General features: G+C 55.3%; 20 protein-coding genes and 1 pseudogene. 4 read left to right on the top strand and 17 right to left on the bottom strand.

What is annotated here, in order from left to right:
* Positions 1 to 21: 21 nt before the first annotated feature.
* Positions 22 to 369, bottom strand: a complete 348-nt coding sequence (locus GOX63_RS14455) for an antibiotic biosynthesis monooxygenase family protein (protein ID WP_170326484.1) — start codon at positions 367 to 369, stop codon at positions 22 to 24.
* Positions 366 to 695, bottom strand: coding sequence for an NIPSNAP family protein (locus tag GOX63_RS14450; RefSeq protein ID WP_170546164.1), 330 nt, complete (start codon positions 693 to 695; stop codon positions 366 to 368). The genes GOX63_RS14455 and GOX63_RS14450 overlap by 4 nt, the downstream gene beginning before the upstream one ends.
* A 75-nt stretch (positions 696 to 770) precedes the next feature.
* Here GOX63_RS14450 and GOX63_RS14445 point away from each other — a divergent pair, with 75 nt between their 5' ends.
* On the top strand, positions 771 to 1454 hold the full coding sequence (locus GOX63_RS14445) for an ArsR/SmtB family transcription factor (protein ID WP_170326486.1): 684 nt from the start codon (positions 771 to 773) through the stop codon (positions 1452 to 1454).
* A gap of 436 nt (positions 1455 to 1890) precedes the next feature.
* Here the strand turns inward: GOX63_RS14445 and GOX63_RS14440 are convergent, their stop codons facing one another.
* The 4 genes from GOX63_RS14440 to GOX63_RS14425 all read right to left on the bottom strand — a co-directional run bounded on the left by GOX63_RS14440 (position 1891) and on the right by GOX63_RS14425 (position 4017).
* Entirely contained in the window at positions 1891 to 2412 is a 522-nt protein-coding gene (locus GOX63_RS14440) for a GNAT family N-acetyltransferase (protein WP_170326487.1), read from the bottom strand.
* Between the two features lie 9 nt (positions 2413 to 2421).
* Positions 2422 to 2679 carry a YjhX family toxin gene (locus tag GOX63_RS14435; RefSeq protein WP_170326488.1) on the bottom strand — a complete coding sequence of 86 codons (258 nt, stop codon included), beginning with the start codon at positions 2677 to 2679 and terminating at the stop codon, positions 2422 to 2424.
* Between the two features lie 223 nt (positions 2680 to 2902).
* The gene (locus GOX63_RS14430; protein WP_170326489.1) at positions 2903 to 3481 is read right to left on the bottom strand and encodes a TetR/AcrR family transcriptional regulator; all 579 of its coding nucleotides are present in this window, start codon (positions 3479 to 3481) and stop codon (positions 2903 to 2905) included.
* Positions 3478 to 4017, bottom strand: coding sequence for a dihydrofolate reductase family protein (locus GOX63_RS14425; protein ID WP_170326490.1), 540 nt, complete (start codon positions 4015 to 4017; stop codon positions 3478 to 3480). Before GOX63_RS14425 ends, GOX63_RS14430 begins: the two co-directional genes overlap by 4 nt.
* 456 nt (positions 4018 to 4473) lie before the next feature.
* Here GOX63_RS14425 and GOX63_RS14420 point away from each other — a divergent pair, with 456 nt between their 5' ends.
* Positions 4474 to 6033, top strand: coding sequence for a class I adenylate-forming enzyme family protein (locus GOX63_RS14420; protein ID WP_170326491.1), 1560 nt, complete (start codon positions 4474 to 4476; stop codon positions 6031 to 6033).
* A 212-nt stretch (positions 6034 to 6245) separates the two neighbouring features.
* Positions 6246 to 7442 (top strand): YbfB/YjiJ family MFS transporter, encoded by a 1197-nt coding sequence (locus GOX63_RS14415; protein WP_170326492.1) that lies wholly within the window; start codon positions 6246 to 6248, stop codon positions 7440 to 7442.
* Positions 7443 to 7543: 101 nt separating this feature from the next.
* Here GOX63_RS14415 and GOX63_RS14410 read toward each other — a convergent pair whose 3' ends face one another.
* From GOX63_RS14410 to GOX63_RS14385, 6 genes are all read right to left on the bottom strand, one after another.
* The gene (locus tag GOX63_RS14410) at positions 7544 to 9196 is read right to left on the bottom strand and encodes an NAD-dependent malic enzyme (RefSeq protein ID WP_170546161.1); all 1653 of its coding nucleotides are present in this window, start codon (positions 9194 to 9196) and stop codon (positions 7544 to 7546) included.
* A gap of 328 nt (positions 9197 to 9524) precedes the next feature.
* Positions 9525 to 9662, bottom strand: a complete 138-nt coding sequence (locus GOX63_RS14405) for a hypothetical protein (RefSeq protein WP_170326494.1) — start codon at positions 9660 to 9662, stop codon at positions 9525 to 9527.
* 232 nt (positions 9663 to 9894) lie between these two features.
* The gene (locus tag GOX63_RS14400) at positions 9895 to 10674 is read right to left on the bottom strand and encodes an IclR family transcriptional regulator (protein WP_170326495.1); all 780 of its coding nucleotides are present in this window, start codon (positions 10672 to 10674) and stop codon (positions 9895 to 9897) included.
* Positions 10675 to 10685: 11 nt separating this feature from the next.
* Positions 10686 to 12044, bottom strand: coding sequence for a TRAP transporter large permease (locus GOX63_RS14395; protein ID WP_170326496.1), 1359 nt, complete (start codon positions 12042 to 12044; stop codon positions 10686 to 10688).
* Complete coding sequence (locus tag GOX63_RS14390) at positions 12044 to 12709, bottom strand: TRAP transporter small permease (RefSeq protein ID WP_170326497.1); 666 nt, start codon at positions 12707 to 12709, stop codon at positions 12044 to 12046. The genes GOX63_RS14395 and GOX63_RS14390 overlap by 1 nt, the downstream gene beginning before the upstream one ends.
* A gap of 66 nt (positions 12710 to 12775) precedes the next feature.
* Complete coding sequence (locus GOX63_RS14385) at positions 12776 to 14014, bottom strand: TRAP transporter substrate-binding protein (protein ID WP_170326498.1); 1239 nt, start codon at positions 14012 to 14014, stop codon at positions 12776 to 12778.
* 108 nt (positions 14015 to 14122) lie between these two features.
* On the opposite strand from GOX63_RS14385, the gene GOX63_RS14380 reads away from it, so the two are divergent.
* A complete protein-coding gene (locus GOX63_RS14380; protein WP_170326499.1) occupies positions 14123 to 15718 on the top strand; it encodes a GMC family oxidoreductase in 1596 nt (531 codons plus the stop codon).
* Positions 15719 to 15885: 167 nt separating this feature from the next.
* On the opposite strand, the gene GOX63_RS14375 is transcribed toward GOX63_RS14380, so the two are convergent.
* The 5 genes and pseudogenes from GOX63_RS14375 to GOX63_RS14360 form a co-directional block, all read right to left on the bottom strand.
* Positions 15886 to 17652 carry a phosphate ABC transporter substrate-binding/OmpA family protein gene (locus tag GOX63_RS14375; RefSeq protein ID WP_170546158.1) on the bottom strand — a complete coding sequence of 589 codons (1767 nt, stop codon included), beginning with the start codon at positions 17650 to 17652 and terminating at the stop codon, positions 15886 to 15888.
* Between the two features lie 93 nt (positions 17653 to 17745).
* Positions 17746 to 18636: a type IV pili methyl-accepting chemotaxis transducer N-terminal domain-containing protein gene (locus GOX63_RS14370; protein ID WP_170326501.1), complete on the bottom strand. Its 891-nt coding sequence runs from the start codon at positions 18634 to 18636 to the stop codon at positions 17746 to 17748.
* 52 nt (positions 18637 to 18688) lie between these two features.
* Complete coding sequence (locus GOX63_RS14365; protein WP_170546156.1) at positions 18689 to 19552, bottom strand: type IV pili methyl-accepting chemotaxis transducer N-terminal domain-containing protein; 864 nt, start codon at positions 19550 to 19552, stop codon at positions 18689 to 18691.
* A 168-nt stretch (positions 19553 to 19720) separates the two neighbouring features.
* Positions 19721 to 19957 (bottom strand): annotated as a pseudogene (locus tag GOX63_RS23820) (hypothetical protein); the annotation flags it as partial.
* Between the two features lie 383 nt (positions 19958 to 20340).
* Positions 20341 to 20796, bottom strand: a complete 456-nt coding sequence (locus GOX63_RS14360; protein ID WP_170326503.1) for an Lrp/AsnC family transcriptional regulator — start codon at positions 20794 to 20796, stop codon at positions 20341 to 20343.
* Between the last annotated feature and the right edge of the window lie 109 nt (positions 20797 to 20905).

The raw sequence follows: 20905 nt of genomic DNA, 5'->3' as shown, positions 1-20905 counted from the left end.
CGGTGTGAAATCTGGCCAAACTCATGTGTTGTGCGCGGTCTGGCTGTCCGCAGGAGCCTGCGCTCGGTCGAACATGCCATAATCCCGCATCACAGTGGCGATGCGCAGGCGGTAATCATTGAAGACCCCGCCGCGCCCTTTCGTCTGCGCTGCCCTATGGGTGCTAAGGTTGCGCCAGCGGGTGATTGCATCCTCGTCTTCGAAGAAGGACAAAGACAGAATCTTGCGCGGATCAGTCAGGCTCTGAAACCGCTCTACCGAGATAAAGCCGTCAATCTCTTCCAGCATCGGGCGCATCTCGGCGGCGATGTCGAGGTACTCACCTTGGCGGCCTTCCTGTGGTTCGACTTCGAAAATTACCGCGATCATTGGTGCTCTCCCATCCCGTGAGGTGTCGAAACAAGCTTCAGGAAGGTCCGGTCCTCGCGAAGCAGAAACTTCTCCTGTTGGGCGAATTCGTAGTTTTCGCGTCCGAGCGGATCTGCGGCCAGACGGGCGCGGTATTCCTCGTAAGCAGCGAGGCTCCTAATATTATAAATACCGTAGGCAAGGGTCGCGGACCCCTCGTGTGGTGCGAAATAGCCAATCAGATCGGCGCCGCAGCGCGGGATCGCCTGGCCCCAATTGCGAGCGTATTCCTCGAATAGTGCCTTCTTTGTCGGGTCAATCTGGTATCGGATAACACAGGTTAGCATAGCAGTTTCCTTATCGTGTGCTCTCTCATGTTTTAAACATTTGCTCCACAAGAATGCTTCGATTATGGTCGAACTATGAAAGAAGGTCCCGACATTGCCCACATCGCCGCTTTGATCGGCGATCCCGCCCGCGCCAACATGCTGACTGCACTAATGAGCGGCAAAGCCCTCACGGTCAGCGAGTTGGCAGAAGAAGCCGGAGTGACGATCCAGACGGCCAGCTCGCACCTGTCCAAACTCGATGGAGGCGGCTTGCTGCGGCCTCGTAAGCAGGGACGACACAAGTATTTCGAACTCGCCAGTGACGAGGTGGCGCAAGTACTGGAGGGCCTGATGGGACTTGCGGCGGGTTCGGGTTATTTGCGAAAGCGGACCGGGCCGAAAGATGCGGAGCTGCGAAACGCGCGTGTTTGCTACAATCATCTGGCCGGAGATATGGGCACACAGATGTTCGACAGTCTTATGGCGCAGGGACATCTCAATTTGAACGGCGAAGAGCTGGAGCTCACCAAAACGGGCACCGCCTTTGCCAAAGATTTTGAGATCGACATTGAGGCTCTGTGCAAGGCGCGCGCGCCGGTCTGTCTGGAATGCCTGGACTGGAGCGAACGCAGGTCACATCTGGCTGGTAGCCTCGGACGTGCATTTCTAAGCCGTTTCGAGGAACTATCCTGGGCGAAGCGAGATCAAAACACCCGTATTGTAAAGTTTTCGTGCAATGGCACGGAAGCGTTCAACAAGCTCTTTTCCCTAGACTGAAAACCGGTTCGCTTTTCATGGGTGAACATTCCGCCGGGTCAAGGTGGAGGCGCAGCGTGAATTCATCATCCGGATTTGCGGCAGGTCGTATACATGGCGGCAACTTCCGCCGTGCCACAGAAGAACTTTGATACGCGCAGAGAAATTCAGTTGTTTTGTGCCCGCAGCATGGCATGGGATTTCTTTTATGGGCCTAAGGCGGACAATTGATGCATTGCAGCGTTGCCCTGGTCGCCCCAGATCCAGCCGCCTTGAGCGCCTTTACCCGCCGTCTGCCAAGCAAATCATTGCTGTGGTGCGATCCAGCAGACCAGCACCTCACTTCAGGCGCAGAATTTAGAGCTGGTTGAGTTTGCACCTTGTGCAGCGAACCCGCCACTCATTTCGAGATATTGAATGGCGGGTTCTGGTTTTTGGTCATGACCAGGGATGAGCGTCACCCGTGTTGCGAAGTGTCCCACCAATGAGGTTGCATGAACTGCGGGATCGCCGCTGTCTTGCCACTCAGTTTCTTTACGGATCCTTTTGTCAGCTCAAGCGCCATCCACGCCTCTGGTGCCGTCATCAGGTCCGGGTATGGCGTCTGCTTGTCCGTCGGTACAAATCCATATCTAGGGTAAAACGTCGGGACCCCCAGCACGAACACCGCATCCGCCCCGACGGAACTGAGATGTTCAATGCTCGCCTCCATGATCTCTTTCCCCACGCCGTGGCCCTGATACGTTGGCAGCACCCCGCAAGGTGCCAGCAGGTAACATTTTGCGTCAGGGTGATCTAGGAAGTTAAACGGCGTGAAAAGCACGTTGCCTACGATCTTCCCGTCGCGTTTGGCGCTGATAGATATCGTGTCCGCGAGGCCGAGGAAGACTTCGGCAAGCCAAGCGATGTCGTCGCCTTCCTCTTTCCCAAATGCCAGCCGGTGGACGTCTACAATGGCGGCCGTTTCTGTGTGGTTCATGGTTCTTTCCTATCTTTGGTTCATTTGGGCGCGCACGGATTTGATCCCCAACGCGGAGGCGCGATAGGGGTTGCCGTTTTTTGAACGGATAAAGCGCTTTTTAAGCAAGCGTTGGAAAACACTCAGGGTGCAGTCGGACAGCACATAGCCGTCACGCGTATAACAAGTGACGTCATGGACTTTTCCGTTTTCCAGGCGTTCGAAGTGGATCGACCCGCCAAGGGCGAGTTCGTGCAAAACACGTTGCTCGTGCTTTGAAATATTCATTGGGATGTCTCGATTTTACGAAAGCACAACAAAAAGGACACTCAGCATCGCGCGTGAGTGTGCCTATCAATGTTGGTGTTCCTGAATTTGGTTCGCCAGGAACGGGCGTTAGGCCCGGGTCTCTTTCATAAAATCTCCGTTGTGTGAGGCGCAACGCCTCATACGTTTGGCGCACATAGGCCTTCTAGCGAGACGGGTCAATATATCTTAAGTTCCGAGTGCCCTATTTTGAGCAGTCGTGCGCACCGCCTCTCGCACGCGCCAGCACCCAATCGATACCTCGTAAAAAGTCGTCGATTGTTATCGGGTTGTCTTCGCCGCTTGACGCGGAGAGGACAAATCCATGCGTGTAGTCGATGAGAAGATGCAAAAGCACATCATTTTTGTCACCACCATCAAGTTCTTGCGTACAGGCCCGCAGCCTATCAGTGATTTCCAAGAGGTCTTTGCTGATGAGAGTGACATCTTCCAGAACTGCGCGCAGTAGGTTGGCATTCGGCAAGGCCCGAAGATAGTAGGCACTTAGTATGCTCCGCGCTTTCGCGCTTGCTCCTTCTTCAACGGTGCCTTGAAGTGTATTCGCAAAGGCCAGTTCAACCAAGTCGGCCAGCAGCTTTCGCTTGCTGCCAGAATGGTAAGTGACCGCCATCGGTGTGACCTTTAGCTTATCCGCCAGTACCCGAAACGAAAGCGCGCCCGCGCCCTGTTTTTGAACAATGGGTAACGCAGTTTGCAGGATAAGCTGTTTTGACAGACGTTCTTTTGATTTTTTAGGTCGCCCGACGGTCGGTGTGTTGGTCATGCATTTTTCACTTTGTAAACCAGATCGACCATACCTGATGGAAAGGGTTTGGCGGAGATCAGTTCAAGATCAACGTCGCCATCTGTCTCTCCAAAAATACGGATGCCATCACCCAGAAGAATTGGGATCAAGGTAATCTTCATATCTTGGACAAGCCCGGCTTCAAAGAACGACCGGATGATCGCACCACCATCGACATACACGCGTTTGTAACCGCGCTGGTGAAACACCTCCCACAACTCTTCTGGACTTGCAGTCGAGAATTCTACTTTGTCATGCAAATGTTCAGGTATGTCCTGTTTCGTCATGGATCGACTGAGCACAACAACAGGTTTTGCGTAAGGCCATTCGCCAAATCCAAGTACAGTTCGCAACGATCCCGTTCCCATGACAAGGGCATCTACACTGTCCATAAACTCGGAGAACCCGTGGTCTTCATTTTCAGCAGACTGTTTATTCAACCAATCGAGCGAATGGTCTTTTCTGGCAACGAAACCGTCGAGGCTCATGGCCATCATGATGTGTCCGGTCGGCATGGCATTCTCCGTTTCAAAATATTTATACATCGTATAATTAATTAGAGCAAATCTCGCGGTTTGATCGCAACAGATGCGACGCTTTAGCGAAGTATGTGGACATTTACCCACCCAATGACCCAGTTGAAACGTCCTTTAATTCGGCCTTGGAAGCGGTGCAGCATTGGACTGCAGGGTTCCTTTCGGGGGCGACAATGACGGCCTGAGGCAGACCTTGGGCACAATCCTCCAACGCCGCTATCGCCCGGCTTTCTGACATTCGCTGTGCTGGCAATATGTATAGGCTGCCGAATTCGCCATTCGCGGAAGTAGTAGACATAGCGATGGCGTCCGTATTGATAGCATTTGGGTTTTCTCGGGCGCGGAATAATCTGAGAGACCGAGGTTTGGTCGAGGGCTTTGGGATCTGAGTGGCGCGGTGTAGACTCTTGAAATTGTTGCTTTGAGGACACGAGCATGTCGGTAGCCGGACCACCGCTGTCCGCACCAGCGGATTTAACAGACCTGTTTCGCCGTGGGTTAGCGGCAGATCCCAAGGCAATTGCACTTTATGCATTGGACGGGGGTTTGACCTGGCAGGAGTTGGATGCCGCTTGTACGCGGTTGGCGTTGCAATATCTGAACCTGGGGCTCGAACCGGGGGACCGAGTGGCGTCCATTATGCCAAACCGCGCGGCGCTGATAATCCACTACCTGGCTTGCATGCGGGCTGGTCTTGTGGCGATGCCGCTCAACTATCGCTATTCAGCCTCGGATATCGACTATGCACTGGGGTTGGCGACACCGGCGGCACTGTTGGTACATGGCGAGCGGGTAAAGGATGTAACCGCGGTCCCTGGCGTAGCGCGATTGCCCAAAGGCGTGATTGTCTATGCAGGGGAAGTGGACGGAGCACTCGCCTTTGACGATCTGCTGAACGCCGAGGGTGAAGGAACACTGCCAAAGGTTCGGGCTGAGGCTCCGGCTTTCATATTCTTCACCTCAGGCACCACGGGCAAGCCAAAGGGCGTCACACACAGTCATGCTAGCATGGGATACATGGTGGCAAGCAATGCGCAGGGGCTAGGGTTGGGGCCCGAGGATGTGGTGTTGCCGGCGTCTTGGATTTCGCACACCGCCGGATTGCGACTGACATTTGCAGGGCTTTGGTCGGGCGCCAAGACAAGTATTGCGCGGCAATTTACACCGGACGAGCTTTTGGGGCTCTTGAGGCGGACGCGCCCAACGGTGGCGCAGATTTTACCAGCGCCTTTGGCGGCTTTGGTCACGGGGCACGGGGCGGTGCGCGAAGACTTTCGCTCGCTAAAGACGATGATGGCTGGTGGGGACAAGCCCTCGCAGACGCTGGTTGAAGCGTTCGGCGCGCTGGCTGGTGTGCCGATTGGGGCGTTTTATGGAATGACGGAAATGGGTACGTCGCATTCCAATACTCATGGTGGCTCCGAGAAACTGGGCGCAGTTGGATTAAACAATCCGGGCTATGTCTCGGTGCTTCGCGACGAAGCCGGTGAGGAGGTGCCCTTAGGGGTGGACGGTCGGCATTGGGTAAAAAGCCCGACCATGATGACAGGGTATTGGAAGGATCCCGAGGCGACAGAGGCGGCGTTTCGGGATGGCTGGCTCGATACAGGCGATTTGATGCGGCAGGATGGGGATGACTATTTCTGGTTCCGGGGGCGTCGGAAACAGGTCATTGTACATGACGGTTCGAACATCAGCCCGGCAGAGGTCGAAGATGCGTTGACAGCACACCCCGCAGTCGCGGCAGCAGTTGCGGTTGGGGTCCGAGATGAAATGCATGGAGAAGATGTTTGGGCCTTTGTGAGCTTGGTTGAAGGCGCACCCCCGGTGCGCGCTGGAGAGATCATCGCCTTTGCGCGAGAGCAGATTGGATACAAGGCACCGGACGTTGTTCGGGAAGTTGACGCACTACCGTTAACCATGGGCGGCAAGCTTGACCGGATGGCGTTGAAACGACTAGCGGCGGAAGAAAGCGGTGCTGCGCACATAGTGTGACGGCGCAGCCGGTCGGATACGATTGCGAGCCGCTTGCCATGGGAAGGTAGGTGACGGCCGCAGGCGCCGAGCGAAGAGAGGCATCCGTTCTGTCCTCCTCAATCTTCGAACAGTCGCTAACCAATTGAACTCAGGGCGCAAGGGCAGATCGGTTGGGATTGCACAACTAATCGCATTGGGGCACGGTGGCCGTTCAACCCGAAAGGATATTCATGTCCGCGGCAAAACCTATAAACCCGTGGCTCATATTGCTGGGCCTTGCGCTCGGTGTCAGCATATCCAACGCTTTTGGCCGCTTTGCATACGGTCTCATTCTGCCGTCTATGAAAAGCAGCCTTGGCTGGAGTCTCACTCAATCCGGTTGGCTCAATACGGCCAATTCGATTGGCTACATAGTGGGTTCGATTCTAACACTTATACTGATCCGGCATTTTTCACCGTCGCGGTTGTTCGCAGTCGGCACTGTGGCGACCGCTTTGTGTCTTTTGGCGACCGGGTTTGATGAGAGCCTCGTGGTGCAAACCGCATGTCGCACCTTGGTGGGAATGTTCGGTGCTCTTTCCTTTGTGTCAGGCGGCGTACTGGCGGCATCGCTGTTCCAGAGCGACGCGCGAAAGAATGCGTTGGCCATCGCCCTGTACTTTGGCGGAGGCGGTGGATTTGGTATTGCATTGTGTGGCGCGACCCTTCCGAGCATGTTGGACGTGTTCGGGCCGCAATATTGGGACTGGGCGTGGATCGGAGTCGGGTTGGCAGCCCTGATCATTTGCCCATTTTCGATTTGGGCCTCAACCAGACTGAACGAAACCGAGCACGACGCGGTACTGCCATCCATCCCCCCGGTGCGCAGAATGCTTGGCGAACTCGGCGGGTATGCGCTGTTCGGGTTGGGTTACATTGTCTACGTCACTTTCATCTCTGTCTGGATGAAGGAGCAGCATTCTAGTGTCCTGTTGACCACCGCAACGTGGATGATTCTTGGGTTCAGTATCATGGCGTCTCCTTTTGTTTGGCGCGGGGTGCTGGCTCGTTATTCGTCCGGAATGCCCTTGGCTCTGATCCTAAGCGGAGTCGCATTGGGTTCGGCACTGCCGATCCTGGTTTCATCTGGATATGGGTTGATTTTGTCGGCACTCGTATTCGGACTATCAGTCTTTATGCCACCTACTGCGGTAACCAACTTTGTCCGCCAGAATGTGGAACAGCAGGATTGGGGTGCAACCATTAGCTTTTTTACCGTGGTCTTCGCCATCTCACAGGCATTGGGGCCGATTGGGGCCGGTGTCATCGGGGACATAACCGGAGAAATAGGAGACAGCCTGATCGTGGCCTCGGCGGTTTTGCTGGTGGGCGCCCTTTGCGCTGCGATGCAAAAACCGCTCAGGCGTGAGGCGGCGCAAAGGTCATAATCCGAACCACAATCAGATGCCGTATCTCACTCCCTATAACAGACCCAGTGGATTCTGAATTTCCAAAGACAAGCCTCCGGCCACTCCAACGCGGGTCTGCTTCAAGAAATCTCCTGATATTGCGGGGTCCAAAACTTCGCATCTATTGCCGCCTTCAGCTCGTCACTTGTGGATTTAGGCGCAACGCCATCCAGCTGTGCCTGTTGACCAACGGCAAATGCGATTGCTTTGCTGACCTGGCGAATATCCTCAACATCGGGCAGCAAGCTGGCGGTGCGATCGGATTTAGCGGGCGACAATGCCGCCAACGCCTCAGCGGCGGCCATGAACATTCCGTTAGTGACACGACGTGCGCCTGCCGCCAACACACCCAGCCCCATGCCTGGGAAAATGTAGGAGTTATTGCATTGCGCGACATGGTGTGTCTTTCCGTTGTAAACAACCGGCTCAAACGGGCTTCCGGTGGCGACCATTGCACGACCATCTGACCAATGGAAAATATCTGCAGGCACGGCCTCAATTCGCGATGTCGGGTTCGAAAGCGGCAACACGACAGGATGTTCCGCGTGAGAAGCCATCGCACGAATGATCTCCTCTGAGAACAAGCCTGCCTGCCCGCTGACACCAACTAGAATGTTGGGTTTGGCATGATTTATCACATCCAGCAGCGAAATCTCACCATCGGACCAGCTTCCGACTTTGTCGATGGGTTGTACGATTTGCTTCTGGAACGGCAGAAGGTCTGTCATTGCATCGGTTAACAACCCGGCCCGATCCACCATGTAGATGCGCCCGCGTGCCTCAGTGTCGGATAGTCCTTGTCGGACCATGAGCTGAACCAGTTGTTCGGCTATACCCACCCCTGCAGAACCCGCTCCGAGGAACGCGATTGTTGCGTTCTTTAACGGAATATCGGTGACGTTGGATGCAGCCAGCAAAGTGCCTGCCGTTACTGCCGCCGTGCCCTGAATATCATCATTGAAAGTACAGAGTTGATCGCGATATCGCGCCAGCAGTGGTGCCGCATGTTGCTGTGCAAAATCCTCGAACTGCAGTAACACATCCGGCCACTTGCGCTTTACCGCCTGCACAAAAAGTTCGACAAACTCAAAGTACTCGTCCCCGCTGATGCGCTCATTCCGCCATCCGATATAGAGGGGATCTTCCAATCGTTCCTGATTGTTGGTGCCGACGTCCAAAACCACCGGAAGCGTCACAGACGGGCTTATTCCGCCCGCAGCGGTATAAAGCGAAAGCTTTCCAATCGGGATTCCCATGCCGCCCGCGCCTTGATCGCCCAAACCCAAAATCCGCTCTCCGTCTGTGACGACTATAGCTTCGACAGAGGGCAGGATGGCATTCTCAAGTATGTCATCAATCCGGTCGCGCTCGGGGTATGAAATGATCAATCCGCGTGGGTGGTCGTAAATTTCACTGAACCGCTTGCAGGCATCCCCCACCACGGGTGTGTAAATTATCGGCATCATCTCGGACAAATGCCGCACCAATAAAGCGTAAAACAGAACCTCGTTGTCATCCTGCAGACCGCGCAGATAGACATGCTTGTCCAGCGGTGTCTCCTCACGTTCAAAGGCGGCATAAGCCCTGTCTATCTGAGTTTCGAGAGTTTCGATGTGTGGCGGTAGAAGACCCGTCAATCCGAGTTCTTCTCGTTCGCGCAATGAAAAGGCAGTCCCTTTGTTCAAAAGTGGGTTCGTCAAGTATTGCAAATTTGCAGGACTGGAATCGACCATAAGCTATCCTTTCGGATCGGCACGCACAGGTTGCACGCATCTGTCCGGTAAGATCAGCATTGTACGACGACAAATGCAACGAGCTTGCTATGCGAATACATCCGTCCGCACTGGGTCAGCATGCTCGCAGGCGACAGCCTTCCCGATTGTTTCCGGCCCTTACCGGACATTGTTCAACTTGGCGCCCTACTGCGGAGAGGTCCGCCAAACCGGACCTTTGCTGCGAGCGAAGTATCCGAATTAGAGCGAACCTTCAGGTTGCAGACAAAATACCCCCTTCGCCGCGTTTACCTCAATGTCCGACCAGCCCCACCTAGACGCTGATACCTCAACCCGGATGGATCAGCTTCGAGCCTGCTTCAACGATCCGAATACCATCGCGCCCTTGTCTGACTGTGTCGAACAGAAGGCCTGCAGCCTCAATCTTATCCGCGTTCCGTTCGAGGAAATCGAGGTGCTTTGCCATATGTGTTTTGCGAATTTCAGGATCGACGACTCGGGGTCGAGCTTGAGAACGCGTATGCGATAACAGAAGCCACTTAAGCGAAGTGCCTTTAGACCGCTTTCCAGGTCGACCTATAGCAAGATTTGATCACGCTCTTATCCGCCGCGATGGATATTTCTCCAATCAGGACGATTATCGATTTCGAGTTGATTAGAAAAGTGGGTCGCGTTGTGACATTCGTCTCGAGTGCGCATTAGTCGGTTAACATAGCCGAAAGCTCACCTGCTCCCTTTTGCAGTATGTGCAGAAAGGACATTAGGCTGTTGATATCGTGGCGTTGAGTTGGGGCGTGAACGGAAAGTGTGCCCACTAACCTGCCCTGCCCGTCTCGAACGGGCACAGCAAGGGCCGTCATTCCGGCCATAAATTCCTCATCATCTGTAGAATAACCGCTCTCAGAAATGCGTCGGATTTCCGCTCGCAATGCCTTTGGATCAGTCAGGGACCGTTCGGTCTGCGGTTGCAGGTTTCCCGCAGAAAGAAATCCATCCAGCGTTTTCTGCCGCAGTGTGGACAGGTACATTTTGCCACTGGCGGTGCAATGGAAAGGAACTTGAGTACCGATCGGCAGCTGAATTCGCAGTGGCCACTTCGTTTCCACCCGATCAAGGTAGATCATCCCTTCCCTGTCCGGAATGGCCAGATTGCAAGTCTCACCAACTTTTTCGGCGACGCTGCGCAAGATTGCCAGACGTGCAGTGCGGAGGTGCTCGGAGGACATCGTATTGACCGACAACAACCGCAGCCGATGTCCGGGGCCATACGAGCGACCATCCAGATCGCGCTGCAGGAAGCCTTCGGCCTCTGCGGTTTGCAGCAGGCGGTGGACGGTCGGCTTGGCCAGACCCAACGTCTCAATCAGGTCCGATGGTTTAACGGCAACCCCGCGCCGCGCCACCTCCTCAAGGATGAGAAGAAGGCGCAAGTTGGTCGGGATCTGAGTTTCTTTGTCTTGTGTTTCCGTCTCGGCCATCCTGCAACAGTCTAGTTATTTGGCAGTAGGATCAAGGCCAGATCGGGCACAAGCGACACCAAAATCCACACCGACAGCAACGCCACCAGATAGGGCACCGTATACCGCAGCAGCCGGAAATAGGGCACACCGGTCACACCCGAGGCCACGTAGAGGTTCAACCCGTAGGGCGGGGTAATGAACCCGATGGACGCCCCCACAAGGAAGATCACTGAGAAATGGATCGGATCAATTCCAACCGAAGCCGCAATCGGTGCCAAAATCGGGGCCAGGATGATCGTTACAGGCAGGCTTTCCAGAACCATTCCTGAGAAAAAGACGATTACCATCGAGGTAAACAGAACCGCATGGTAGCCCCCCATTGAGGTCACGAAATCCCCGATAGTTTGCTGCGCACCTAGCAGTGAAAGGATCTGCTGCATGACCACTGAAATTGCGATTAGCGGTGCGAGGATACCGGTGATCTGAGCCGAGCGGATCACGATTGAGGGGATCTCGGGGATCGTAAACCCTTCGACCACGAACATTTCGGCGAAACTTTTTTCGGTTGGCGGAATGTCGTTCCGGGCCCCCATCAAGCGGTTGATCGGATAGCTGACCAATCCAGCAATTACGCAGAAGCCGACCGTCACACCCGCCGCTTCGGTCGGAGAGAATTTGCCTGTATAGATGCCCCAAAGCACCAGCCCAATGGCGAAGAAGCCGAGCCACGCTCCGAACGCCGTTTTCAGCACCCGGTTCAGTTGCAGCGGAATCAGGTGTCCCCAGCCATTCATTCGACAGATAATCCAGCAAGCGAACTGCATCCCCATGACCATCAGAGCGCCTGGCAAAATACCGGCGACGAACAGTTCAGATATCGGCAGGTTCATCAGGAAACCGTAGACGATGAAAATAATCGACGGCGGAATGATGATCCCCACCGTACCGCCCGCCGCCGCGGTGGCGGCGCTGAATCGTTCGTCATAGCCACCTTTGACCATCTCCGGATGCAGCATCGAGCCAATAGTCGCCGTTGTCGCCGAGTTCGACCCCGAGATCGCCGCGAACAATCCGCAAGCGCCAAGCGATGCCATCGCCAGCCCGCCGCGTATCCAGCCCAGACAGGCATATGCAAAATCGCTGAGCCGCCTTGCGATACCTGACTTGTTGATCAGGTCGCCGGTCAGGATGAACAATGGCATCGCCAGCAGGGCAAAACCTTTGTTGAACACGTTCAAAAGCTCGGCGCCCATATTGTCCAGCGTCAGGCCAAGAACGAAGGAACAGCCGATGACCCAATAGCCAATCACCAGCAGAACCGGCACGCCCAGCATGAACAGAAAAGTGACCCCAAGCGAGATCAGTGTGACCATGGTTCCGTCTGTCATCAGTCTGCTCCGATCACGGCCTGCTGGATCAGCGGCTCACCAGTTTTCCAGTTGTGCAGATCATCTGCGAGGTTCTGAAACACACGCCCGACCATCAGAAAGAAAGACAGAGGCGCAGCCAGAAGGAACCACCATTGCATGATGTTGTCGGTCCCCAGAACGATCTGAAAATTCGACGCCGACAGCGCCACCAACCGGGTTGTGGTCACGATGACGATTACCGCAAAGATGAACCACAGCACTGCATCGAGGATCAGGCAAGCCAGTTGACCGCCACGCGGCATGGCCGTGCGGAACTCACTGAAGCTCAGATGCGTGCGCAGGCGGACATTGTAGGACGCGCCGAACCACGCCATGACCATGAACAACAGCGGCGGAATGGTGGTTGACCACGGCTCTTGGTCGTTGAACACGAACCGGTCTATCACGCCCCAAAAGATGATCAGGGCAATCGCGAGGTAGGAATACACCATCACCGACCGTTCCAGATGGCGTTCGACAAAGGGGACTGCCCGATAGATCAGCATGATCACGAACCCGCCAATTGCCGAGACCACGGCCCCGAACACCCAAGTGGCATCAGATTCCAATGCAGATTGAATCTCGAACGAATCCTGACTGAGAAAGGCGCTGATAATCGCGCCTATATCTGCCCAAAACGTCATGTACCCCGTCCTCCCAGTCGGTGTGTTGTGGAACCGGCCCGTTTGGGGCCGGTTCGCTAAAGCTTATCAGGCTTGGCCCATCCACCAACGGCGTGGCTCGACATTCTCCGGCAAGGTGTCTGCCGGGATCTCGCGCGCGATGTCGTAGATTTCCTGATAGGTATCGATGCCGCCTGCCCATTTGTTCAGACGCTCGCGCCACTGCTCCCACGGCTCAGGGTTGTAGTTCGGGGCGCACATCTCTTCGGCCAGTTTGATCTGATCGTCGGCCAGGAAGGCGGGACGCACGCCGTTTTCGGCAAAGATCGTGTTCGGCAGTTGCGGATCCGAGAACCCTACGGTGTTCAGCAGCGCCGCCTCGTTTGCGCCCTGAATCAAAGCCTGTGTGAAATACGAAGACTCCATCACCGCGTTCTGCAATTCTCCGCTGAGGCTGTCGAACACCTTGGCCGACATCGACGTATGTTCGGTTCCGCAGAAGAATTTCAGATTGACCGACTGCGACACCACAGGCGACATGTTGGCGTAAGCCACGGCCGAAGCCCAGGTTTCGGCCCCGTCGATCAGACCGGTTTTCAGAGCGTCCAGCGTTTCCTCCCACGCAACCGGTACCGGGTTCAGGTTCAGCAGCTGCATCGCAATCCGCCCCAGCTGCGTGCCCGTCACGCGGTTTTTGGTTCCGAACAGCTCTTCCAGCTTGGTCACGGTCGGCTTGTCGGCAAATGTCGATCCCATTTGCAGGCCGCGCAGTTCGCAATGCGTGAACAGGAATTTCAACCCGTGCCGTTTTTCCAAGGGATCACGCAGGATGCGCTGGCTCGCAGGGCTATAGAAGAAGTGATACTGCGCCGCGCGGCTGGGGAACATGTAAGCATAGTCCAGAACGTTCAGATAAGGCGCGCCACCGGCCGAGTTCTGAGTCGAGGCGGCATAGATATCGACGATCCCCTGCTGGGTCTTCTCGACACAACTCAGCTGCCCGCAGATCTGGTTGTCACCGATGAATTCGATGCGAATTTCGCCATCCGTGCGCTCTTCCAGATCGCGCGCGAACTCGATTGCACCGGCGCGTTCGATCAGCAGGTTGCGAGTGTTGAAGCCTGACGCGCCAAATTTCAGCGTGTGTTTCGGCTCTTTCGAAAAGCGCTTTTCATAGGTTGATTCTGCAGCCTGAGCCAGATTCGCCAGGCTCATCGCCCCCCCGAACCCACCTGCCGCCAGTAGTGTCGAACTCATGCCATAGCGCCCGGCAACACGGAAAAAATCCCGCCGCGAAATACCACTTAGTTTCCGACCGATCTCCATTGCTTACCTCCCTGATTGCAAATATTGAGACGTTTTGTATCAAAAAAGGCTAGTATAATTCTTGCATCTTGCATAGAGTTTTTTCGACGGCGTGAGGAGGAGGCAGTCATGGAAGTGGATTATGCGGTTGTTGGTGCGGGGTCTTCGGGCTGTGTCATTGCCAACCGGCTGAGCGCCAACCCCAACACGACCGTTGCTCTGCTCGAGGCTGGTGGCCGCGATACCAACCCGTGGATTCACATCCCTGTTGGCTATTTCAAAACCATGCATAACCCCTCGGTCGACTGGTGCTATCGCACCGAACCTGATCCGGGGCTGAACGGGCGATCCATCGACTGGCCGCGCGGCAAGGTGCTGGGCGGGTCGTCTTCACTGAACGGATTGCTCTATGTCCGTGGACAGAAAGAGGACTACGACCGCTGGCGACAAATGGGCAACGAGGGCTGGGGATGGGACGATGTCCTGCCCCTGTTCAAACGCTGCGAGGATCAGGAGCGGGGCGAGGATGAATTTCACGGTGTCGGCGGGCCTTTGTCCGTGTCGAATATGCGCATCCAACGCCCCATCTGCGACGCGTGGGTGGCCGCGGCGCAGGCCGCTGGCTATCCGTTCAACCCGGATTACAACGGGGCAGACCAAGAGGGCGTGGGCTACTTCCAATTGACCACCCGCAACGGCCGCCGGTGCAGCGCTGCCGTGGCCTATCTAAAGCCCATCCGGGGGCGTCAGAACCTGAACATAATCACCAACGCACTGGTCACGCGCGTGGTTCTTGAGGGGAAGAAGGCAACCGGTCTGATTTACCGGGATCGCTCTGGTGCCGAACAAACCCTAACGGTCCGTCGCGAAATCATCCTGTCCGGCGGAGCGATAAACTCGCCCCAGATCCTGATGCTATCCGGAATCGGAGACCCGGACCATCTGAAGGAAAACGCTATCGCACCGCTGCACGCCCTGCCCGGCGTCGGCAAGGGCCTGCAGGATCACTTGCAGGCACGGCTGGTGTTCAAATGCAACGAACCGACGCTGAATGATGAAGTCCGAAGCCTGTTCAATCAGGCACGCATCGCCTTAAAATACGCGTTGTTCCGTGCGGGCCCTATGACGATGGCCGCCAGCCTAGCCACCGGATTCATGAAAACCCGACCGGATGTAGAGACGCCCGACATTCAGTTCCACGTTCAGCCCTGGTCCGCGGACAGCCCCGGCGAGGGCGTTCATCCGTTTTCAGCATTCACCATGTCGGTCTGCCAACTGCGTCCGGAAAGTCGAGGAGAGATTCGTTTGAACGGTCCGGATCCGTCCAAACATGTCAAAATAATCCCGAACTACCTGTCCACTGAAACGGATTGCCGAACCATCGTCGATGGCGTGAACATCGCGCGCAGAATTGCCAAACAGAATCCCCTGGCCTCGAAGATTTCAGAGGAGTTTCGTCCAACGGCAGAACTGAATTGCGACGATTATGATGGCACACTGGACTGGGTAAGATCTAACACCGCGTCAATCTATCATCCTACCGGCACTTGCGCGATGGGAAGCTCTGAGGCGTCAGTTGTAGATGCAAAACTAAAGGTACGCGGCATAGACAACCTGCGCGTGGCCGATTGCTCGATCATGCCGGAAATTGTCAGTGGCAACACCAATGCGCCGGCGATCATGATCGGAGAACGGGCGAGCGATTTGATAAGAGCGGATGCCTAACACAACAGCAGTTTCACCATTACGCCAAGTAGAACGCCACAGACTATTCTACTACTCGATCACTGCTGCCATTCTCCGCGTTAGGCATCGATGGGGGGGCTACAACAGTCATAAAAACTGACGATACCGCCAGTCTCCGCCCAAAACAGCCCCCAGCCCTTACCTGATCAAGAGCTTTCGGGCACACGAACCCAGACTTCAACGCGACGATTGCTGGCCCGGCCTTCATTGGTGTCATTGCAGTCAAGCGGCATCTGCTCACCAAAACTCAGTGCCTGAATGTTAAACCGGCTCAGCCCATCAGCAGCAAATTCATTTGCTAGCACCTCTTTCACAGCCTCTGCACGTTGTTGCGCAAGCCGCGTATTGTGCCCCGCATCACCCACGCTATCGGCAAAACCGACAAGCAGAAGCTCCAGCCCGTCAAATTCGCTGTTGCGCAGTCGGTTTGCCAGGTCGCGGATGTTCAGCACAGACTCCGCGTCCAGATTACTGGAGGCATTGTCAAAGCGGAACGTGATGGAGAGACGGTCCGCACGGCGCAACTCGCGCATCATTGACGAAAACTCATCCCCGCTGAAATCCGGTTCCATGGCAGCGGCGTGGATCAGGGCTATACCCATGTCCTGAATCTTCATGCGCTGAAGCTGGGCACTGGCGAATCCTGTATCCTCAAGCACAGATTGTGCGGCATCCGTCTTCGTCCATTGAAGGAAATCACCGGCAACCGGATGCAGATTCTCTTCTGCAGCATAGGCAAGGACAGGGCGCGACAGTGGATAATTTTTGATTTTCAAATCGAAATTGGACGGTTCAGACATAAGCCCACAGGCTTTACGGATGGACATCATATCGGCCCCATCACGCTGTACCTGTACGCGATCAAGGAGACCAAGCGCCGAGCGATCTGCGCGGACGGAGTCGATTAACTCCTGAGCATTGGGATGAAATACTGTATCCGCGGCCAGAGGGCCATCGGGACTGCCTGAGACCTTCTGATAAAAGAGCGCCGGTTTGTCCCCTTCCAGCAGATGCAGCGTAACAGGCGAATTGCCCCCGCCCAGGTTTTCCCAAGACCGCAGATCACCGGACAGAATGCCCGCGATTTCTTCAATGCTCAGGTCGCGGACAGGGTTTTTGTCGCCGGCAATCAGAACGCGACTGTCCAGTGCAAGCATAAATTCCCGCTCTGTACCTGCAGCTGCGTTGATCCGTTGGTCTGTGATCATGATGTCCGGAGCGAAGACGGGATCAGACGCACTGGAAGGCTGCATGTCTATCTCGGCGACCACGGAACCATCCTCACCGCTCAGAAGAGTGACAACAGAACGACCGGGGGATTGCTCGTCAATCAGATAGCGAAGCCCACGCTCGCGTGCATATTCGCTCAGCAGTGCAGGCATCATGAAGTCAACAGCATTGGTCCCGCCAAGCAAAGCGATCTTCGGATCATAGAGATTCAAATCCGGGCAGGCGGCGCCAACGCAGTCTACCCGGTCCGTGGAAAGTTGAAAGCTACCGAGCGGGGTTTCAACGACATAGTAGCTGTCGCTGTAGTCGACCAATTCCCCGACAACTTCTGTGTCATCGCTCCGCGAGACCAACGTCACCCTTGTGTCGACAACCTCTTCTTCCAGTTCGGCTTCTGCGATAGCCCCGTCAGCTCCGGGACAGCCCGCACCGGAACATTTAAGCATCGCAGCATAAAGTGTCAGTTTCCCCAACTCTGTCTGCAGGACATAGGTAGCCCCGTCATACTCCAGAATTACGCCGCGAACACTCGTGCCACCATCATGGGTGGTGAGTTCAACTTCATTTGCCGGTTGCGCGTTTGCCCCAAGAGCAAAAGCAGATGCGAACATGCTGACGGCCACAAACACTTGTCTGGAATTGTGCGCCAGGAATGATTTTGAGGTCCAGGAAGCATGAGACATCTGATTTTACTCCAAAATTCGCCTGTTGGATTCGCCGAAAGATCGGGTGGCTGAGGATTGGGCTGCACCCGCAGCAGCCCCCGATGGATGCCTTCAGCTCGAAGAGGATTGCGTGGTGTAAAGGGCAACTGCCTCATTCATGCGCTGCAGCAGCGGCTCACTGTCGCGAGCAAGAACGGACAGATCGCGGTCTGACAGCACTTCGCCGTTCACCGCACGTTCGAGCAGGCCTTTAACCGGATTCCACAGCTCTTCGACTTCGCGCAGCTTTCGGGCGATTTCCGGTGTGGGCGGGGCAATGACGCCGATATCCTCGAAACCGTCCTGCAGCGCGGACAACGAGGTATCAAAGAGTTCAACCGTGTCGGCCAAACGCGCCGCCTGCTCAGCCGGATCTTCCGCCGCCTGCATCAGGCAGGCCTCTTTCACTGCCTTTTGGGTCAGCATGCGCTGACGCCCGGCGATATCAACGGTGATCGCCAGATTCAGAGAAACCGACTCCGTTTCAGAGGCATAGGCCCGTGCCATTTTATAGACAGCGATGTTCATGAACTTCAGCACCCGCAGGCTTGCGCCATCGAGCTCATCCAGCTCTGCATTGGCAATAGTGGCGTTGTCTATGCCGGTTTCAATGATCGCCTTGTAAGCGGCCCAATGTGAATCAATCGCCTCAAGCGCCCCGATGACTGTGTCATTGTTTTCAGCATCCAGACCCAGATCTGAATCCCCGTTGCGCAATCCCTGGTCCGATTGCAAAAACAGATCATAGGCTTGGGTCATCTGGTCAAAAGACGTGGTGAATCCCACATCCCGCGCCATCAGGCAGGCGGCTTTTGTTATCCGCTGGGTCAACATGCGCTGACGGCCTGCAATATTCACACGATGTGTAACCTGATCCACATTTGTGCTGTCCTGTGCAGTCGAGGTCTGAGGCGCAACTGTTGCGCAGACCAAGAGGGTTGCGGTCAGAACCATTCTGATCATTCTTTTGTCCTTTTGTGCTGAGAATTGCCTGTCTCAGGTCGTTTTGTGTGGGTCATCTGTACATGATGACGGCTTCGTTCATCGTGCGCAGAAGAGGCTCTGTTTTCCTCGCAAGAGCTGCAAGATCCCGGTCCGTCAGTTGTTCTTTGGCAACCGCGCGATCGAGGATCTCTTTCACTGGCCCCCAAAGGTCGGACACTTCTCGTAGTTTCCGGGAAAGCTCTGGGTTGGACGGAGGAATAACGCCTGCGGCAGGAAAGCCATCCAGAAGGGCCACGAGTGAGTGGTCAAATAAGTCCACTGTCTCCGCCAGCCGCGCGGCCTGCACAGCGGGGTCAGTTGCGACGCGCATCAGGCAGGCTTCTTTCACAGCCTTCTGTGTCAACATTCGCTGACGCCCGGCAACATCGATTGTCATCGCAAGGCCCAGCGGAACCTCCGGGGTTGCGGACGCATAGGCCTGCGCGGTGGTGTAAACCGCTGCATTCATAAACTCGAGCACGTTGAGACTGGCGTTGTCGAGGACTTCGAGATCCGCACTTTCGATTGCTGCGTTTTCGATCCCGACATCAACGATGTCCCGATAGATTGTCCAATGCGGATCGATCTCTTCAAGCGCCTCGAGAACAGAGCTGAATTCTTCCGGGGCCAGCCCGAATTCCGGGTCCCCTTTACGCAACGCGCTATCTGAACGAATGAACAAGCTGTGTGCTTGGGTCAGTTGGTCATAAGCCGTGGTTGTGCTTATGTCCTGAGCCATCAGGCAAGCCGCTTTCGCCATCCGCTGCGACAACATCCGCTGACGTCCCGCGATGTTGATCCGGTTTGCCGCCTGTGCCGCAGAAACTGCCGACACGTCCGTGGATTGCGCAAACACACTTGTCGGAGCAACCAGCACCAAGGCGATCGCAAGCACGTTTCTTAACATCATAGGGTCTCCGGGATTGCCGGTTAGGGTCTCGACTCAACCCATCATCTTGTGATGAGCGGGGTTTCTGGGTTGAGCGAGTTATACAGCCCTAGGATGATTCACCTTGACCTAGATCATTAAATAGTGGTGAACCCAGTAATCGGTTTACCTTTTTTAATCTTTGCCGGTTCCGTTGCAAAGCTTTGGGCGTGCTAGGGTCAGGATCAATGACCAGTAAATGACGGTTGCTGCGACCGCGATTGCTGATAGCAGTACCGTTGGGGATCTGTGGCACCTGATCGGTTTGTCGCGTGACTTCCGCCTGGGAATGCGGGGCTTTTTCCCTTTGTCTATAGAGGCTTCGCAGAACCAGTCCGCATCATATCCCCGATCTCCCAGTAACCAATCAACCGCTGTCCGCCCAATTGCCTGCTTCAGGGCGAGCTGCATGACGAAAGCAGGGGCCGCGTCTAACGCAATTGCCATGCCGAAACGCGATCGAGCGCCGCCTTGGAGTGACCCTGCTTGATCATCGTGATCATGTTCGGGCTTACGTATCCCACCTACGCCTCGACCTCGGTCTGGCTCGGTTTCAGGTCTAGCACCCTAGTTTCGACAGATTTAGCCTTCCGGGTTTCTTGATACGGATTCTTGGTCATCGCTTTTCAAAAGTGACGCAGCACGTGCTGCATGTCTTTTCTATAGCGAGGCTGACAATGGGAAATTGCGGCGAGGAAAAACAAACCGCTAAAGTGATTAGCCGTATGGGGGCGACCCATTCTAACGCGATCTATCTATCCGGGCGGAAAGACAGCTGTCTTTTTTACCGTTCCATAGACAAAGCTGGTGTCGATCGAGGCTATCCCACCGATCGGATGAATTCGGTGGCGAATAAACTCCTCGTAAGCCTCAAGATCCGACACCAAAACCCGCAACTGATAGTCCATTGCCCCGGTGAGCACGTGGCATTCAAGAACTTCATCGATCATCCGAACACGCTTTTCGAAGCTCTGAACGTCCGTTTCATTGTGCCGCTCCAACCGAATACGCACAAAGACGGTAATGGCCATCCCATACGCGGCTGCGTCAACGTCGGCGCTGTATCCCTTTATCACTCCGTTGGCTTCAAGGTTTTTGACCCGGCGCAAACACGGTGACGGAGACAAATTCACCTCGTCGGCAAGATTCTGGTTCGTCATGCGCCCGTCGCGCTGCAGCGCTCGAATGATCTGCCTGTCCTTAGCGTCCATTTCATCCTCAGTCTTAGCAGAATCTGCCAATTTTAGTGCTCGAGTTGGTATAATTCGCAACCATTGGCCCAAAGTAAAGGCGCAAACTGACTTCAACATGAATCAGGAG

Source organism: Ruegeria arenilitoris, assembly GCF_013031355.1.
GTDB lineage: Bacteria > Pseudomonadota > Alphaproteobacteria > Rhodobacterales > Rhodobacteraceae > Ruegeria > Ruegeria arenilitoris_C.
Note: the sequence above shows the minus strand (reverse complement) of the source record. Positions and strands in the feature narration are given on the sequence as shown.